Origin of the sequence: Streptomyces sp. P9-2B-2, assembly GCF_030406865.1 — a bacterium.
Taxonomy (GTDB): Bacteria; Actinomycetota; Actinomycetes; order Streptomycetales; family Streptomycetaceae; genus Streptomyces; species Streptomyces platensis.
Genome location: NZ_CP129126.1, coordinates 291,390 through 307,358 on the forward strand (window position 1 = coordinate 291,390; position 15,969 = coordinate 307,358).

The 15,969-nt window shown below is 67.2% G+C and carries 14 protein-coding genes and 3 pseudogenes; 11 read left to right on the forward strand and 6 right to left on the reverse strand.

The window, feature by feature from the left end; all coding sequences use genetic code 11:
* Positions 1-126 precede the first annotated feature (126 nt).
* From QT196_RS01375 to QT196_RS01400, 6 genes and pseudogenes are all read left to right on the forward strand, one after another.
* On the forward strand, positions 127-507 hold the full coding sequence (locus tag QT196_RS01375; RefSeq protein ID WP_266735540.1) for a VOC family protein: 381 nt from the start codon (positions 127-129) through the stop codon (positions 505-507).
* A 635-nt stretch (positions 508-1,142) separates the two neighbouring features.
* Entirely contained in the window at positions 1,143-1,484 is a 342-nt protein-coding gene (locus tag QT196_RS01380; protein WP_168476561.1) for a hypothetical protein, read from the forward strand.
* Between the two features lie 300 nt (positions 1,485-1,784).
* Positions 1,785-2,321 carry a methylated-DNA--[protein]-cysteine S-methyltransferase gene (locus QT196_RS01385; RefSeq protein ID WP_168476563.1) on the forward strand — a complete coding sequence of 179 codons (537 nt, stop codon included), beginning with the start codon at positions 1,785-1,787 and terminating at the stop codon, positions 2,319-2,321.
* A 26-nt stretch (positions 2,322-2,347) separates the two neighbouring features.
* Positions 2,348-2,905 carry a hypothetical protein gene (locus QT196_RS01390; RefSeq protein ID WP_290354150.1) on the forward strand — a complete coding sequence of 186 codons (558 nt, stop codon included), beginning with the start codon at positions 2,348-2,350 and terminating at the stop codon, positions 2,903-2,905.
* Positions 2,906-3,122: 217 nt separating this feature from the next.
* A pseudogene (locus tag QT196_RS01395) lies at positions 3,123-3,749 on the forward strand (alpha-ketoglutarate-dependent dioxygenase AlkB).
* Between the two features lie 28 nt (positions 3,750-3,777).
* Positions 3,778-4,011 carry a DUF2277 domain-containing protein gene (locus QT196_RS01400; RefSeq protein ID WP_168476567.1) on the forward strand — a complete coding sequence of 78 codons (234 nt, stop codon included), beginning with the start codon at positions 3,778-3,780 and terminating at the stop codon, positions 4,009-4,011.
* Positions 4,012-4,044: 33 nt separating this feature from the next.
* Here QT196_RS01400 and QT196_RS01405 read toward each other — a convergent pair whose 3' ends face one another.
* Together QT196_RS01405 and QT196_RS01410 are read right to left on the reverse strand one after the other, a co-directional pair.
* A complete protein-coding gene (locus QT196_RS01405) occupies positions 4,045-4,932 on the reverse strand; it encodes an endonuclease/exonuclease/phosphatase family protein (protein ID WP_290356594.1) in 888 nt (295 codons plus the stop codon).
* Between the two features lie 468 nt (positions 4,933-5,400).
* Positions 5,401-6,021, reverse strand: a complete 621-nt coding sequence (locus QT196_RS01410) for a flavin reductase family protein (RefSeq protein ID WP_266735530.1) — start codon at positions 6,019-6,021, stop codon at positions 5,401-5,403.
* A gap of 119 nt (positions 6,022-6,140) precedes the next feature.
* Between QT196_RS01410 and QT196_RS01415 the strand changes: the two genes are divergently transcribed.
* Together QT196_RS01415 and QT196_RS01420 are read left to right on the forward strand one after the other, a co-directional pair.
* Entirely contained in the window at positions 6,141-6,596 is a 456-nt protein-coding gene (locus tag QT196_RS01415; RefSeq protein ID WP_168476817.1) for a recombinase family protein, read from the forward strand.
* A gap of 94 nt (positions 6,597-6,690) precedes the next feature.
* On the forward strand, positions 6,691-7,173 hold the full coding sequence (locus QT196_RS01420) for an integrase (protein WP_290354151.1): 483 nt from the start codon (positions 6,691-6,693) through the stop codon (positions 7,171-7,173).
* Between the two features lie 80 nt (positions 7,174-7,253).
* On the opposite strand, the gene QT196_RS01425 is transcribed toward QT196_RS01420, so the two are convergent.
* Both QT196_RS01425 and QT196_RS01430 read right to left on the reverse strand, forming a co-directional pair.
* Positions 7,254-7,958 (reverse strand): tectonin domain-containing protein, encoded by a 705-nt coding sequence (locus QT196_RS01425; protein ID WP_266735524.1) that lies wholly within the window; start codon positions 7,956-7,958, stop codon positions 7,254-7,256.
* Positions 7,959-8,661: 703 nt separating this feature from the next.
* Positions 8,662-8,850, reverse strand: a pseudogene (locus tag QT196_RS01430) (NUDIX hydrolase); the annotation flags it as partial.
* Positions 8,851-9,122: 272 nt separating this feature from the next.
* Between QT196_RS01430 and QT196_RS01435 the strand changes: the two are divergent.
* From QT196_RS01435 to QT196_RS01445, 3 genes and pseudogenes are all read left to right on the forward strand, one after another.
* Positions 9,123-10,096: pseudogene (locus tag QT196_RS01435) on the forward strand (hypothetical protein).
* Between the two features lie 25 nt (positions 10,097-10,121).
* Positions 10,122-10,691, forward strand: coding sequence for an isochorismatase family cysteine hydrolase (locus QT196_RS01440; protein ID WP_168476825.1), 570 nt, complete (start codon positions 10,122-10,124; stop codon positions 10,689-10,691).
* 4 nt (positions 10,692-10,695) lie between these two features.
* A complete protein-coding gene (locus QT196_RS01445) occupies positions 10,696-11,646 on the forward strand; it encodes an FAD-dependent oxidoreductase (protein ID WP_266735521.1) in 951 nt (316 codons plus the stop codon).
* A 164-nt stretch (positions 11,647-11,810) separates the two neighbouring features.
* Here the strand turns inward: QT196_RS01445 and QT196_RS01450 are convergent, their stop codons facing one another.
* Together QT196_RS01450 and QT196_RS01455 are read right to left on the reverse strand one after the other, a co-directional pair.
* On the reverse strand, positions 11,811-13,622 hold the full coding sequence (locus QT196_RS01450; RefSeq protein WP_290354152.1) for a UvrD-helicase domain-containing protein: 1,812 nt from the start codon (positions 13,620-13,622) through the stop codon (positions 11,811-11,813).
* The gene (locus QT196_RS01455; RefSeq protein ID WP_290354153.1) at positions 13,619-15,784 is read right to left on the reverse strand and encodes an AAA family ATPase; all 2,166 of its coding nucleotides are present in this window, start codon (positions 15,782-15,784) and stop codon (positions 13,619-13,621) included. Before QT196_RS01455 ends, QT196_RS01450 begins: the two co-directional genes overlap by 4 nt.
* Positions 15,785-15,969: the final 185 nt, after the last annotated feature.

Consider the following 15,969-nt stretch of genomic DNA (forward strand, 5'->3'; position numbering starts at 1 on the left):
CGTCACCCGATCGGGATCTCACCCTGGGCAGCGGCGGCTCCGATCTTCGCCCGTTCCCCCGGTCCCGTGAGCAGAAATGGTGGATTCGGCGAGAGGGGTGGAAGTGGTAGGAGGGGCGTGGAACCGATGACGACTGGGCGACCTCGGATTTCGCTTGCGACGGTGGTCTTGGACTGTCCGGATGCTCATGCGCTGGCGGACTTCTACCGGCAACTGCTCGGCTGGGAGGTGAAATGCAGCGAACCGGACTGGGTACTGCTCCGCTGCCCGGACGGCGGTACCGGGCTCTCGTTCCAGTCCGAGCCGGGGTACCAGGCCCCCGTGTGGCCCGAACGGCCCGAGGAGCAGCAGAAGATGCTCCATCTCGATCTCCGAGTCGATGACCTTGACGAGGCCGGGGCGTATGCGGTCGCCGCAGGGGCGCGACGCGCCACGCTTCAACCGCACAACGATGTACGGGTGTTCCTTGATCCGGCGGGGCACCCGTTCTGCCTCTTCCTCCGCTGAGGCGCCTGGGTGTCGCGGGCTTCCGTTCGTGACCCCCGGGCGACCGCGGAGCGTGTGGGAATGGACACATGCAGGCAGCGGAAGTGGATCGGAGGGCCGATGGTCTGTGCTGGTCAGGAAGTTGAGGGACCGTCGGCGCATGAGCGCGCACAGCAGCTTCGGGCCGCGGGCCGGTGCGCGCGGGGCCGCGTTGTCAGTGTCTGCCCCTAGCATTGCTCATATGTCCCCAACTCCTTCTGCCCCTACAGATGTGCCCGTTCCTGCTTCCGAGGCGAACGAATCGATCCGGCGCTTTGTGCGCGCCCGGCGCGGTCTGGCGTGGTCGGCTCAGGACATGGCGGAGTATGCGGTGCTGTTGGAGATATGGACGTTGGCGGTGCGCTCCGAGGTAGCGGAGGTTGTTGAGGCGGCGTAGCCCCACGGCGGTCAGTGCTCCGGCTACTGCTGCCGCAGGCTCGGGCTTTCGCCGTGTGCGTCTGGTCGCCGCCGCTTCGCTGGAGGCTGTCGCCTCGCTGGCGTTGGCCGCCTGTGGCGACGGTTAGGACGACAACACGAACGCGAGCCCCAAGGTCTCGTCGAGCCCCCTGCCTGCCGCGCCCTCGGACGACGCGGCGTCCGGCGGCGACACCGCTGACATGCCGGGTTCCAAGGACGGCGCGACGCGGGACCCGAAGAAGCCCGAGGCGGGAAAGAGCTGCGGGACAAGCGGATGGGTGAGCGGCGGCAGCAGCCCGGGCGGGTCCGGCTCGGCGCTCAAGGGCAAGGGTGTGAACGCCACCGTGAACGGCGTGCTCAGGTATCTGACGCCCGGCAAGCTGACCGTGGCTCCGGACACCGGTACCGAGCAGGTCTTCTTCATCGCACTACCGGTCTTGAGCGGCAGATCGGTAACGCCCGACCTGCCCGCCGCTCCCGAGCCTGGTGGGGTGAGCAGTGCCCCGGCCCTGACGGCGCTGTCGTATCCGGGCCGCACTTGATCGAGGGGGGCGGGCCACACCACTGGGCTCCGGAATCGGGCTGACGGCAGTCGGGCAGGTCAACGCGCCGGTGGTCGTCATTGGCGATGGCCGGTACGTCGCGGCCGTCACGCCCCCGCTCGTCACCCCCAACCAGCCGCCGAACCACGGACCACCGTGGCCACCCACCCAGAAACCGATCAAGCAACAGCCCATCCGCCCATCCCCCACCAACCATGACGTCCGATTCCCGCCAGCCGACGCGCCCCCGACTCCGCAGACTCGAAGAGTGAATGCAGCAGATACGAACAAGGACGCGCCATGATCTCCCCCGAGACGACCACAGTCACCACCAGCTACACCACCTTCGACAGCCCCCTCGGTGAGCTGCTGCTCGTCGGAGAGGAATCGGCCACCGCACCCGGCGGCACCGCCCTGACCGCTCTCGCTCTGCCGCAGCAGCGGGGCGTCACCGTACAGCCGCACTGGCGGCGCGACCCGGCCCCCTTCGGCGAGGTCGTCCGCCAGCTCCGCGCCTACTTCGCCGGGGAGCTCACCCGCTTCGAGCTGGAATTCCGCACTAATGGTTCGGAGTTCCAGGAGCGCATCTGGCAGGCCCTGGAGGCGATCCCGTACGGCACCACGACCTCCTACGGGCGACTCGCCGACGTTCTCGGGGTGCCGCGGGGCGAGGTACGCGCTCTGGGGGCCGCGATCGGCGCAAACCCCCTGATGATCGTGCGCCCGTGCCACCGCGTGATCGGCGCGGACGGCACGATGCGCGGCTACGCGGCGGGCGTCGAAGCCAAAATTGCGCTGCTCACCCACGAGGGCGCCCTCCAGCCCACCCTCATCTGAGGCCGGCGCGTCCGGTCCCCCTCCCGATGACCTCACCGCTCATTCCCCCCGCCGAGGTGGCCGCCTATGGCAGCCTCCCCTCCCCCGCCGCGCACACCGAGGAAGAACTATCCGCGCTGCTCGCCCTGTTGGCCGCACCCCGTATGCGCATCGCGACGGTGGTCGTCGGGCACAGCAGGGGCGCGGCGTCGCGCTCGTCCGCGGCGGCCTTCGCCGAGGCATGGCGCGAGACCGGCCGGCAGCCAGTCCTCGCCATGGTCGACTGGCCGGAAGCCGCCGCATCCTGGCTGCGTGCCGCCCGCCGCTTCACCGCTGAGGAACCGGACGCCTGGGTGGTGGCCGCCGCGCCCGTCGGCTGGGCCCAGATGAGCCGCCGGCTGCGGCACAGCACCGGCTGGGACCCTGCCCGCACCTTCGGCTTTGCGGCACTCGGCGACTCCCGAGTCCCCGCCCTGGCGGGCCCGGCAACGCTGCACGGCATGCGCGGTGCCACGGCGGACGGTGGCACCTGGGCCATCGACCGTGGTTGGGTCACCCAGCAGCTACCGGCCCATAGGCCACCGGTTCCCCATGGCACGCTGTAGGCAGGTAGCGATGAGGCAGGAGCAGATGAGCACGCCACTTCCCGGCTTCGAGGAATTCGAGGGGCCTGCGGGCGCCAAAGGTCCCGGTCAACCGGGGGTCTCCGGAGGCCATGGAGGTTCGGGCGGCCTTGGCGGAGCGGTCGATTCCGGCGAATGCGGAGGCCGCCGCTCCCTCGCAAGTGGCCAGAGCCCTGCCCGTCACGACGGCCGGCGAGAAATCGCCCCCGGCGCCGTCCACGTCCCCGGCTGGCTGACCATGGCCCAGCAGCGCGAGCTGGTCACCGCGTGCCGTGGCTGGGCGCGCGGCCCGGCCCCGATCCGGCACACCAAGCTTCCGCGCGGCGGCGTGATGTCCGTCCAGACGGTGTGCATCGGCTGGCACTGGCAGCCGTACGCGTACACCCGCACCGCCGACGATGTGAACGGCGCCCGGGTGCCCGAATTCCCCTGATGGATGGTCGAGTTGGGCCGCCGCGCGCTGGTCGAGGCGTATCAGGACTCCGCTGCGGGTGACGGCTACACACCGGACACCGCACTGATCAACTTCTACGACGACCAGGCGAAACTCGGCATGCATCAGGACAAGGAAGAGCGCTCCGGCGCGCCGGTCGTGTCCCTCAGCATCGGCGACACCTGCGTCTTCCGGTTCGGCAACACCGAGACACGGACCAAGCCGTACACCGATATCGAGCTGGCCTCCGGCGACCTCTTCGTCTTCGGCGGACCGTCCCGCTTCGCCTATCACGGCGTTCCCAAGGTCCGGCCGGGCACCGGGGACCCGGCGTCCGGTCTGACCGGCGGCCGCCTCAACATCACCATGCGGGTCACCGGACTCGACGGCTGACGCCGGTACCGCGAGGCACACTGGACTCATGTGCCGCAGCATCAAGACACTCCGTCCGCCCACCACCCCCGAGGTCACCGACGAGGACATCCGGGCCGCGGCCTTGCAGTACGTCCGCAAGGTCTCCGGATTCCGCGCCCCGGCCGCTCACAACCGCGAGGTGTTCGACCAGGCCGTGGAGGCCGTGGCCGCCGCGACCCAGGAACTTCTCGACGGCCTCCAGATCCGCGGCTCCGCCGCCCGCCTCCACACACACTCCTGAGCGCAGCGGCCGCCCCTCCCCACGGGCTCGCGATCACCAATCGAGCAGCGCCTGCACCGGTAGGTGATCGCTCGGAAACTGCCCGTGCGCGGAGTACGTATTGATCGTGGCGCGGCGTGTACGCACCCCCGGTGACGTGAGGATCCAATCGACGCGGTCCCCGTCCGGGACCAGCGGCCGGTAGCCATGGAAGGTGGCGTACTGCCGGCTGCGCTCGCCGGCCGTGTCCCAGCTGTCGACGAGCGAACCGCCGTCGAGCAGCACCTCGTACACGGAATTCTTGTGGGCCGCGACATTGAAGTCACCCGTGACGATTCGGGGCAGCGAAGGGTCCAGCCCACCCAGCCGTTCGTTGATCAGACCCGCGGAACGTTCACGCGAGTACTGATTCGCATGATCGAGATGCGTATTGAGGACATAGAACTCGCCGTCGGCGCGCACATCCCGGAACCGGACCCAGGTCACCATCCGGATTACGGTGTTCCCCCAGGTCGCCGACCCGATCAGATACGGCGTATCGGACAGCCAGAAATGGTCGTACTCGACCGGCGCGAGCCGCCGCACATCATAGAAAACGGCCGCGAACTCATCCTTGCTCCCGCCGCCCCGCCCGGTCCCCACCCAGTCGTAATACGGTCCGAGATCCTCGGCGATATCACGCAGCTGCCCGTACAGCCCTTCCTGCGTCCCGAGCAGATGCGGGGCCTCGTGCCGCAGCAAGGCCCGCATCACGGGCCGGCGCTCGGCCCAGGAGTGCGGCCGGACATCCGAGGCGTACCGCAGGTTGAAGGTCATCACCCGCAGCCCCCGCCGGCCCTCGGCGGCATGTGCGGCCCCCGCCCCGTACACCGCCGTCACCGGCCCGGCGACCGCCGCCGCAGCCACCACGCGAAGGGAAAACCGCCGACTGACCGACACCATCGCGCCACCGGAACCAGCCCCCGGGGAACCAGACCCCGAGGTACCAGTCCCCAGAGAACGAGACAAATCAACGGAAGCCAGGGCCGCCGGGGAAGCAGCGGCACCTGCAAAATCAGAGGAACCGGCGGAAGCAGAGGGAACAGAGGGAGCAGCGAAATCAGTGGATACGGATGAAGCCTTCCACCCGGGAACGAGTGCAGTCACAGCAACTCCAGTCATCCGTCGCACAGGCAGACACCGGCCCTGAAACCGACACGGATGCCGGCACCGGAACCGGCACCACCGTCGCAACAACAACCCTCATGCGAAAGTCTCGATTCCCGCCATAGCCAATAGGTTGCCTACGGATAAATCGCCATGGAACGCTCACGAAACCCGGCGGCGCGGCGGCGAACCCGCGGAGGCGATCCCTTCCCCGGCCTCCCGGGCAGCTCTCCCTCCCCGTCCCCGCCTCCCTCTTCCTCTCCCCTACCGATCGCCCGCCGGCCCCTGCCAGTCCGTGTGACGGATACGGGAGATCTCCCGGACGTCGCCGACCGTCCCCCACTCGTCCTTCCCGAGGCGTGACAGGGGCTTCATCCTGGAGATTTCCGGGTGCCCGTCGACCAGCGCCTCCTGCGACACCACCGCGTGCACCACGCGCCCGAACACAACGGTCGCGTCCCCAATTCCCAGCGTCGTGTGCACCTCGCACTCCAACGCCACGGGCGAGCCGGCCACCCGCGGCGGCTTGACCCGCAGACTCGGCTCGGAACCGATCCCGGCCGCCTCGAACTCACTCACCCCGTGCGGAAAATCCGTACCCGTGTCATTGATCTGCTCGAAGAGCCCCTCCGGCGCGAGGTTCACCACGAATTGTCCGGTCGCCTCGACGTTGCGCAGGGTGTCCTTGCGCCCGACGGAAGTGAACTGCACAACGGGCGGCGCGACACTGGCGATCGTGAAGAATGAGTGCGGGGCCAGGTTCGCAGAAGCACAATCAGGGCTGATCGTCGAGACCCAGGCGATGGGCCGCGGCACCACCACCGCGGTCAGGAGCTTGTAGAACTCGTTGCGGGACATGGCAGCGGGATCAAAGTCGGTACGCATGGTGATCAGTATCCAGGAGGCGGCCGCGGATCCTATAGCGGATCCACGGCACCACCAAACCCCTGAGTTCGGCGGAAAGTGCCTGGTATCGGAGCCGACGAGCACCAGGAGCCGACGCCATGACGACAGCCGTGACTGTCTGGGAGGACTTCGACGTCCCCGCGCACGCCCGTGGGGGCCAGGTCACCCTCAACCTCTACGACCACCTGGCTGCCTACGCCCCCAAACGGCCGGGAGCGTATCTGCGCATCTCCTCCGACCGCTTCGGTCTCGAAGCCGGCGTCGACCGCCAGCTCGAAGACGCCGAGGACTCCAGGAGCCGCCTGCGCTGGGGTCCGTTTGCGAAGATCTACCGGGAGAACGACACCTCGGCCTTCAAAAAGCGGAAGGTCGTCAAACCAGACGGCGCCATCGACTGGATGGTCCTACGTCCCGAGTTCCGCCAACTGCTCGCTGATCTCGCCCATGGCGTCATCGACGGAGTCATCTTCTACGACCTCGACCGTCTCGTCCGTCAGCCCCGGGACCTCGAAGATCTCATCGACATCGGTCCTCGCAGCGGACCCGCTCAATGACGACGCGAACTCACCGCACACGGCCTCTGCGGACACAAGCCACTTCTTCACCACCGAACTCGTCAACAGCGGACTGCCCATCCACATCGGCGCCATGCTGCTCGGCCACCGCGACATCCAGACCACCCGCGGCTACGTCGCCGTATTCGACGAAGACGTCATCCGCCACCACCTCGCCCATCTCAACGAACGCCGCCAGCTCCGCCCCGACCACGAATACCGCGACGTCACCAGCGACGAATGGGACGAGTTCGAAGAGCACTTCGACAAACGCAAGGTCGAACTCGGCGCATGCGGACGCCCCTACGGCACCCCCTGCCAGCACGAACACGCCTGCATCCGGTGTCCCATGCTCCAGGTCAGCCCGAAGATGATCAGCCGACTCGACGACCTCGAAGCCGACCTCATCACCCGCCGGGTCCGCGCCAAAACCGAGGGCTGGGCCGGTGAGATCGAGGGCCTCGACCTCACTCTCCAACTCCTCCGCGCCAAAAGGGACGACACCCAGCGCCGGGCACAACGCCCGCTCGTCGACCTCGGTATCCCCGCGCCCCGCATGAAGACGGAGGATCAGTGAAACCTGGCTGTCCGCGGCGCCACAAGAGGTCCCAAGTCGGGACGGACTGGGGACCTCTCGCGTGCCGTTGCTGGCAGAGCTCAGCTTGGCTGGTCTCCGGTGTACCGGAAGATCTCGTGGTTGACGTTGACGCCCCACACGGTGCCGTCGGCGCCCGCCCCGATGTCGCTCAGGTTGCCAGGGACGTTGAGAAACGGGCTGGTGTCGTTGTTGGTGTACCGATAGATGGCGCCGGCGACGTCGACACCCCACACATTGGTCCTGGAGCCGGCGGAGATCCGGACCAGGCTGCCAGTGATCTTTTTCCAGTGGTTGGGGTCGCCCTGGTCTCCGGTGTACCGGAAGATCTCGTGGTTGACGTTGACGCCCCACACGGTGCCGTCGGCAGCCGCCCCGATGTCGCTCAGGTTGCCAGGGACCTTGACCCATGGGCTGGTGTCGTTGTTGGTGTACCGATAGATGGCGCCGGCGACGTCGACACCCCACACATTGGTCCTGGAGCCGGCGGAGATCCGGACCAGGCTGCCAGTGATCTTTTTCCAGTGGTTGGGGTCGCCCTGGTCTCCGGTGTACCGGAAGATCTCGTGGTTGACGTTGACGCCCCACACGGTGCCGTCGGCAGCCGCCCCGATGTCGCTCAGGTTGCCAGGGACGTTGAGAAACGGGCTGGTGTCGTTGTTGGTGTACCGATAGATGGCGCCGGCGACGTCGACACCCCACACATTGGTCCTGGACCCCGCCGAAATCGCCGTGAGACTACCGGAGATCTTCTTCCAATCAGGCATACCGAACTCGCTTCCTGTTGCCTCGACGCTGCGTGGAGGTACTTGCCGGACGGGAGACCTGACCAAACAGGCCCATATGGTTACGGATCACCGGAATGAGCTAAAAGTCGATGTTTGGGTCACGGGTATCCCCCGGATGGCCGGGCGCTCGGACGGACGGTCGGGAGCCCTACGACCGGAAACGGCGTACCCCATGTGGCGGATCGACATGAAGCGCGGCCTGTGGAGCGGCGATCAGAGTGTCGACAACATCTGGGCCTTCGGGCTGTTGGAGAGGTAACACTCTGACCGGTCCGTCACTCGACCGTATGAAGTGCAGAGAAGCACCGACTGCTGGCGTGCCTCCAAAGAGGACGACGAGCAGGACAAGGACGCCTGGCTCAAGGCCAAGCGGGCCGAAGAACAGGTCGAGTCCGAAGCCTGGTCGCAGCAGTACCAGATGCCGCCTCTGGAGGGGACCGAGAGGGCGGTCGCCTGGGGCGTGCGCTGTCGTCACCAGGTCCTGGCCGCCGCCTACACCGCCCTGGTCCTCGAAGGCGCGACCAGCGAGACGGAGTGGGAGGAGATCGAGTACGCCGCTCGCCTCGTGGCCCGGGCCGGATGGTGGATCGACCAGCGCTCCCCCATCCCAACGACCTCACCGAGCTGCTCCAAGCCGCCACCGAAGCCGACCGGCCAACCGGTGGACGAGCTCGGCACGCTCCAGCTTGCCGCCGAGCTCCTCGAACACCTCGCGGTGCAGGGCCGCTTCGATGGTCGCGTCGTCCTCCTCGACGCCGCCACCAACCGTCACCCAGTACGGCTCCCTGCCCGGCTTGGTGCGCTTGATCAGGATCAGCTCATCGCCATCGAGGAGGATGGCGCGGGCGTTGCGCTTGATGACATCGGTCATGCCGTTGGCTCCTTCTGATCACGGTGCAGGAGAGAACGGCCGAGGACCTCCTGGTAGTGGTTGGCGCTCCCCGGCTCGGTGGCTCCAATATGGTGCAGATTGGTGACAGGGTGTGAGGTACGAGCGCTGCAGCAATGCCGCACCAATGCTGAACATGTCTCGCTACGCTGAGTGTTTCGGCGTTTCACCGGGCAACGGACGGGGGTACGACGGTGGTCACGGTGCAGCGATGGTCCGGCCGGGAGGCTCGCCTGCTACGTGACGCCCTGCGCATGAGTCTTCGCGACTTCGCCGCGTATTTGGGTGTCAGCGACCGGACCGTGTCGAACTGGGAGGGCGGAGGCGCCAGTTACCAGCCTCGCGCAGAGTCGCAGGCCGTGCTCGACACAGCGCTCGGCCGCGCGTCGGACGACGCCAGGGCGCGGTTCGCCGCGGCCCTCGGCATAACCAGAGGCGCCCCGCCTGTCGCTGCGGGGATCGGAGTCGACTCCCACAAGTTCTTGCCGGTCTTCATCGGCGTCGAGCTCTGCACGTCTTCGCCTGCGGCGTAGCCGTATTCCGGCTCGTCCAGCCGCACAAGCCGGCCTCGCTCACCGAACTCGCCGTGTGGCGCTACCGCTCCTACGCCACCGACCTTCCCTGGGCACGCGAAAAGCTCCGCGACCTCTTGGACGAGGACCACTCCCGCGTCCCCAACCCCGAGTACGTCCTCTCCTTGTACTGGCTCACTTCCAGCCCCTGGACCGGCGGTGCGTACGACACCGCCCTGCGCCTGCTGTCCACGCCCTCGGTGTTGGTCGATCGCGGCGCCCCGGACGGGCCCGTGCCGCTCGACGCCTCTGTTGAGGAAACGCTCCTCACCACCGGCTTCGATCATCCGGACATCGTGTCCTTCGGCGTACGGGGCGTCTCCACCGGCTACGCGGGCTGGTCCGGCGTCGCCTACGCGTCCCTCTCCGGCGAGCGCAGCCTCACCATCGACGAGCTGGTCACCTGCGAGCTGACCGCCCAGGCCTTGTGGTGCTTCACTCGACACATTCAGCAGATGATCGAGGACGGACAAGACCCATCCATGCCGGAGCAGTACGGCTGGCGCTTCCTGCGCGCCGCATACTCCCGGCTCACCACGGCCCGCGCCCAGGAGACCGCGCAGCACGTCCTGATGCGGGAAGCCATCATGAAGACGAGCGGACTGGCCGAGAGGCTGCGCGCCGCACAGGACGCTCTGCGTGAGAGCGTTGGCTGAGGATACGGGGCAGGAGAGGCAGCGAATGGACATCGGCAACGCGGCGCTGGTCGTGATCGACATGCAGAACGGCTTCGTGAACCATCACAGCCGTGATGCCGTGCCCGCCGTGTGCGACTTGGTGGCCCGATGGTCCGCCGCCGACCGGCCCGTGATCTTCACCCGCTACTTCAACTACCCGGACAGCCCGTACGAGCGGTTCTTCCGATGGGACCGTCTCCAGGAGCCTCCCGAGACCGACATCGTTCCGGACCTCGCCGAAGCCGCCGACCACGCCCACGCGGTGATCGACAAGACCGGGTACACGCTCTTCACCCGCGAGGCGGCCGCGCTCCTTCGCCAGGAAGGCTGGACCGACCTGGTCTTCTGCGGGATCGCCACCGAGAGCTGCGTGCTGAAGTCAGCCGCCGACGCCTTCGAGCGCGGCTACGCGCCCTGGATCGTCACCGACGCCTCCGCAAGCGACGCCGGCCCGGACGTCCACGACGCCGGGCTCGTCGTCGCCCGCCGCCTGATCGGCACGGGGCAACTCGTCACCGCCGACCAGGTGATGGGCCAACTCGCTGCGTGCGTACGGACCACGATGCTGGAATAGCTCCATGGCCGAGACACCGTCCCGCACTGGTTCGCCCACAACTCTCGACACCGACCTGATCATCATCGGCGGTGGCCCAGCCGGCTGCTCGGCCGCCCGTATGGCGGCCAGCGTCGGCATGCGTTCGACCCTGATCGAACCGGACCGCCTGTGCCGCAACCTGTACCGCATCCCCGCGCTGAACAACGTCCTCGGCGGCTACACCAACGGCCCCGGACTCGCCGACTCCATCGCCGCGGAATTGCAGAGCACGGAGCTGTGCCACCTCGAACTCGGCCGCCGGGCCACCCAATTGAGCGCCAGCGACGACCACGTCACCGTCACTCTGGATACCGGCGCTTGCCTGACCGCCTTGTACGCGATCGTCGCCACCGGCGTCGGCCCCCTCCAGCCCCGAGACGCCCCCTGGATCACTGCCCCCTCCAGCCTCAACCTGCCACCGCTCTGGCAGGCGGACGCGAACGACGCCGAAGGCCGGACTCTCCTCGTTCTCGGCGGCGACCGCACGATCGGCACCTTTCTGCGCGCTCACCCGACCACTGACACCCGCCTGCTCGTCGCGTACCCGGAGAGCGACGACTACAAGACCGAGGAGATCCGTGACGACCCCCGCGTCGCACTCCGCCCTGTCGAGCACGTGAGGCTGCGGCTCGCGGACGACGCAGCGACGGCCGAAACCATGGACCGATCCGGCAAACGGCAGACCATAACGGCGGATGCCGTCTTCCTCAGCATCGGCAACGCCCCCACCGCCCCATCCGGCGACGTCGTCCGCGATACGGCCGGCTACTGCCTACCCTCGGCCCAGCACCCACGCGTCATCGTCGCCGGCGACCTGCGCTCCGCCCGCTTCCAGCGCATCATGACCGCCCTGGGCTCGGGCAGCGAGGCCGCCCTGCACGCCTATTACGCAGCGAAGGAGTTGTTGCACGCACGGCATCTGCACCTGGGGTGAGGCGGATGCGGGGCAGCTCGTTGTCGAAGTCCTGCGCGGAGGCTCTGTCCGCCGAGCTAGGCCTGGAGATAGAGGAGGTGAAGGGGCTCGGCCAGGCGACCAGCAACCCAGGACATCCCTTGTCGGGGTCGCGCCGGGGCCGTCCGGCCTGCCTTGTCCCCTCATTAGCCACCCATCACCGTATCCCCGTCGAACCGCAGCGACGTGATCCGCGACTGACCGATCCACTCCCGGAGGGTGTCCAGTGCAGCGGGCTCAAGTTTCGTGGTGAAGAGGATGGCCAGGTGCTCTCTGGCCCGTGAGCATGCCACGTAGAAGAGGTTGCGGGCCCTGATGAACGCCTCCAGTTCCCTATCCATCAGTTCGTCGCGCCGGGAGAAGTTGGCCAGCATCTCGGGAATCTGGAAGCGGGAATGTCCCTTGCTGACCACGGCGAGGACCCGGTTGAACTCCAGTCCCTTGACTCCGTGTTGTGTGGCGAAGGGTGTGCCACCGCCGACGTGCTCGTTCAACGCCAGCAACTCCGAGTACGGCACCTGGCGCAGTTGTTGATACTCCTTCGACCGCGCCGCCGCCCGGGCTTCGGCCTTGCCGCCACTCACAGCCTGCGGGTCGATGCCAGATGGTGGCACGGCCTTCCGGTGACGCTCGCGCACCTTCCCCAGGCCGTCGAAGAGCTGCTGCTCAAGACAGAGGTCGAGGACGTCGCCGACCGTGCCCATCTCGCGGGCCTCCCCCAGCTTCGTCAGGAACGCCATCCATTCCTGCTTGTCGGCCGGCGAGTTGATGGGTGGACGACCACGGGGGTCGAGTGCGTCGAACATCGCGCCGTAGCGCTTGTTCCGGTGGTGGAGCAGGGCCGGTTCCAGCGTGTCCATGAAGAAGGCCATGGCATGGTCCTCCTTCCTCACATAGGAATCGTTGCGCTGAAAGGCCCCGTGGAGCTTCTGATATCCCAGTTCGCCGGCGATCGTCTCGTGCGTGAGCATGAGAATCTTCGTGCTGGGGTCCTCCGCCCGTGCCTGGGCTACGTGACCGGATGCCCCGGTGCTCCAGAACCGGTCGCGGACGTCGTCCAGTACCCATTTCCGGGCCGCGTGGGCCGCATTCCAGCCGAGCTGACCCTTCCGGTGGTGGGTGAGCCTTGTCCCGGCCCATTCATTGGTGTGATAGACGGCGACGGTGCCCTCGCCAACTCCTGACGCAGTGGTCTGCGTCAGTTCAGGACGCATCGTGTTCAAGAGGTTCACGACGGCGCGCTGCGAGCGCCGATTGCGCCGTCTGAAGACCGGTGTCGGGCGGGCGTCCTCGAGTGCCCCGCACGCGTTGTCGTAGATCTGCTGCCAGTGGTCCCCGAAGAAGCCGCAGAGGGGGCCACGCGCGGTGGCCTCATCGCCCGGCGTGCCCAGCATGGCCTCCGCCAGACCGGCGGGGGTGTCCTGGTACTCGTCCACGAAGACGATCGGGAACCGGTCGGCCGCCAGGGCCCGAAACTTGGGAAGGGCGAAGAACGCCCTCGCGAGGACGGGCAGATCGTTGTGACCCAGCTGCACGCGACGGGTGTCGTGGTCCACTTTCTGGAAGCCGGTGCTGTACTCGACGGTGTAGCCGTCCAGCGAGGTGTGGCCCTCCATCTTCGACAGCATGATGTCCAGCTCGACGATGTGGCACAACAGATGCTTACGGAAGGGGGAGAGCAGCTGCCACAGGAAGCCATGGATGGTTTCGGCGAACACGTACGGGCTGCGGTCGGTACGGCTGATGATCTCGTCGCGGGCCACATTGGTGTAGGTGACGCAGGCGACGCGCTGGTGGGGCCGCGGGAGATAGCGGGCGCGGTCAGCCAGGATGCTCTGGAGCGCCTTGATCAGTGAGCTGGTCTTGCCCGCACCGGCACCGGCCTCCACCTTGAAGTGACGGCCTGCCTGGAGAGCCGTCAGGATCGTGCGCGTGATGTCTTCCGCCTCGGTCGTCACTGGACGTCCGCCTTCGTCGCCGTCCCGTCCTGTGCCATGAGCCACTCGAGGCCGCGCCTGATGTACTTCGGGACCTGCCAGGGGTGGTCTCCGAGGACGTGGTCGAGGACGAAGTCGACCTTGCTGCGCCTGGTCTCCACCCTGCTTCGGGCCTGGTGCTCCAGTTCCTCGGCGGAAGCGTCACCCGTGGGGATACCGAACAGGTACCGGTTGGCCAGCGCGAAGGCGTCCTCGAAAGTGCGGCCGCACGGACCGCCGGGCTCCTCCGGCACCTGGTAGGCGAGGCACATGCTGCCGCCGGCGATCGGCGGGTCCGTCTCGGCCCGCTGCAGCAGCTCGGCCACCGTGATGTCCGCCATCTCGGGGGACCACGCCCTGATGGACTGGTTGGACGTGCGTCCGGACTCGGACACCAGGCATTTGCGGATCTTGGTCTCCCTGTCATCGACGGGATCGAGGTCCGTGATGATCAGGGCCGGGATCCCGAGGATCTTTAGCAGCGGATAGAACCTGTGGGCATACGCCCCTCCGACCTCCATCAGGGTCACGTACTGGTGCTGGGGCATCTCTCCGGGCCTCCTCGCCGCCAGCGCCTCCTCCGCAGCCGGGACGAAGACACGCTCGCTGGCGCCCTCGACGAGGATGACCTTGTCCGCGAAGTAGAGGTCGGCCCGGGTGAGGGTCAGGTACTTGCGGAGGAACCTCTCGTCGCCGGTCACCTGGGAAAGGTCCCTGATGACGGTGCGGGCCGGCCCCGGCTCGCTTCCGCTCTCCACGGCGTCCTCCTCCTTCCGGAAGTACCGGATGTCGGAGAAGTGTCCCCGGTTGGCCACATGTGCCGAGTGGGTGGTCACCACGAACTGCGCGTTCCACCGGGGGCGGCTGCTGCCGATTACGGTGCCGCTCTCCTCGACCGCTCCCGCCTGCCCGGGCATGCTCGCTCTCATCTGCACGTCGATCCGGGGGAACAGACTGACGGAGTACGTGAGTCGCTGGATGAACGCCTCCTGCATCTGCGGATGCAGATGGGCCTCCGGTTCCTCCAGGAAGACGAGATGGATCCCCGACTCCGGAGAGGTCGCCGTGTGGTCGCGGTAGCAGGTGAAGAGCCTGAGCAGAATCATTACCAGGTTCCGCGTGCCGAGGCCGTTGTACGACTCCGGGAACCGAACGCCGGCCACTCCCGGATAGTGAATGCGTGCGAAGTTCCTGAGCAGTCTCTTGGAGTCCAGCCGGGCGGCCGTGACGAACTCCTGGTTGCCCAGGCCCGGATAGCCGAAGGCTCTCAACGTCGGCGCCACGCGTTGGCGAACCTCCTGGAGGCTGCTGTCGAGACTGCCAGAGGTGTCCCCGAGCGTCCTGTCGATGCTCACGGCGAGCTCCTCCAGCCACGTCGCGTTCTGGCTCTTCTCCGCTGCCGTCAGCAGTTGTTCGAAGACCGCTCCGATCGGCGCGGCATGCCCCTCGCCCTCGTCGTCCAGCCCTCGCTGCGCCTCGACGAAGTCCACCCTCACCAGGGTGCGCACGTCCGCGAGGTCGACCGGTCGGACGTTCGCCTCATCGGTCGGGTCGACCGCCATCACCGACATCTCGAAGTGCTTCGGGATGCCTCTTCCCAGCCCCTCAAGTATGACCGTGGCATCCGGCCCCACCGGCACGCCGCCGAAGAACTCCTTCAGGGCACCGTCCCCCAACGCGTAGGCGAACCTGATCACCACCTCGGAGCAGTCGGGGTCGAGGTCCACCACGAAAGGGGCCAGGGGTCCGTACTCGCTGCAGTCCTTGTCGTAGGCGATGTGAAGGGTGAGGGTGATTGCCGGAACCGTGTCACGCGCCTGCTCCGCCTCGCCCGAGGCGAAGAGGCGATGAGCGGCGAGGAACTCCTCGTAGCAGTCGGCGGAGAAGTCCTCGATGTGCAGCGCGGTCTTCTTCCTCGCCACGAAGAATGCGAACAGTTTCGCCAGCGAGGTCTTTCCCGTGTTGTTGCGGCCGACGCACAGCGTCACCTTGTCGGTAAAGGAGAGCTCGGTTCTGCGGAGCAGCCGGAAGTTGCGGATGACCGCCTTGGTGAGCCGGGGCGGCACCGGGATTACATTCCCGCGTGGTTCGGCGGAGCCGTCTCGCGGGCCCGGAATGGCAGGCGGCTCACTGGGCTTGGTCATCGCGGCTCCTTGCTGCGCTCGTACGTCGGGGGGAACGCACAGCAAAAGGAGCCACAAGCCCCATGAGATGCCGTCACCCCCTCAGGATCCGGGGCCGCATCTTGTCACCATAAGTCTCTGAATGCACAACAGTCGGATTTGATTCAGTTTTGGTCACCTGTCGATCCGAATTCACTCCTGAATGT

Bases quoted from the DNA above. Each gene is read 5' to 3' on its own strand.
- QT196_RS01375 (WP_266735540.1), top strand. From the start codon at position 127: ATGACGACTGGGCGACCTCGGATTTCGCTTGCGACGGTGGTCTTGGAC.
- QT196_RS01380 (WP_168476561.1), top strand. From the start codon at position 1,143: ATGCCGGGTTCCAAGGACGGCGCGACGCGGGACCCGAAGAAGCCCGAG.
- QT196_RS01385 (WP_168476563.1), top strand. From the start codon at position 1,785: ATGATCTCCCCCGAGACGACCACAGTCACCACCAGCTACACCACCTTC.
- QT196_RS01390 (WP_290354150.1), top strand. From the start codon at position 2,348: ATGACCTCACCGCTCATTCCCCCCGCCGAGGTGGCCGCCTATGGCAGC.
- QT196_RS01400 (WP_168476567.1), top strand. From the start codon at position 3,778: ATGTGCCGCAGCATCAAGACACTCCGTCCGCCCACCACCCCCGAGGTC.
- QT196_RS01405 (WP_290356594.1), bottom strand. From the start codon at position 4,932: ATGGTGTCGGTCAGTCGGCGGTTTTCCCTTCGCGTGGTGGCTGCGGCG.
- QT196_RS01410 (WP_266735530.1), bottom strand. From the start codon at position 6,021: ATGCGTACCGACTTTGATCCCGCTGCCATGTCCCGCAACGAGTTCTAC.
- QT196_RS01415 (WP_168476817.1), top strand. From the start codon at position 6,141: ATGACGACAGCCGTGACTGTCTGGGAGGACTTCGACGTCCCCGCGCAC.
- QT196_RS01420 (WP_290354151.1), top strand. From the start codon at position 6,691: ATGCTGCTCGGCCACCGCGACATCCAGACCACCCGCGGCTACGTCGCC.
- QT196_RS01425 (WP_266735524.1), bottom strand. From the start codon at position 7,958: ATGCCTGATTGGAAGAAGATCTCCGGTAGTCTCACGGCGATTTCGGCG.
- QT196_RS01440 (WP_168476825.1), top strand. From the start codon at position 10,122: ATGGACATCGGCAACGCGGCGCTGGTCGTGATCGACATGCAGAACGGC.
- QT196_RS01445 (WP_266735521.1), top strand. From the start codon at position 10,696: ATGGCCGAGACACCGTCCCGCACTGGTTCGCCCACAACTCTCGACACC.
- QT196_RS01455 (WP_290354153.1), bottom strand. From the start codon at position 15,784: ATGACCAAGCCCAGTGAGCCGCCTGCCATTCCGGGCCCGCGAGACGGC.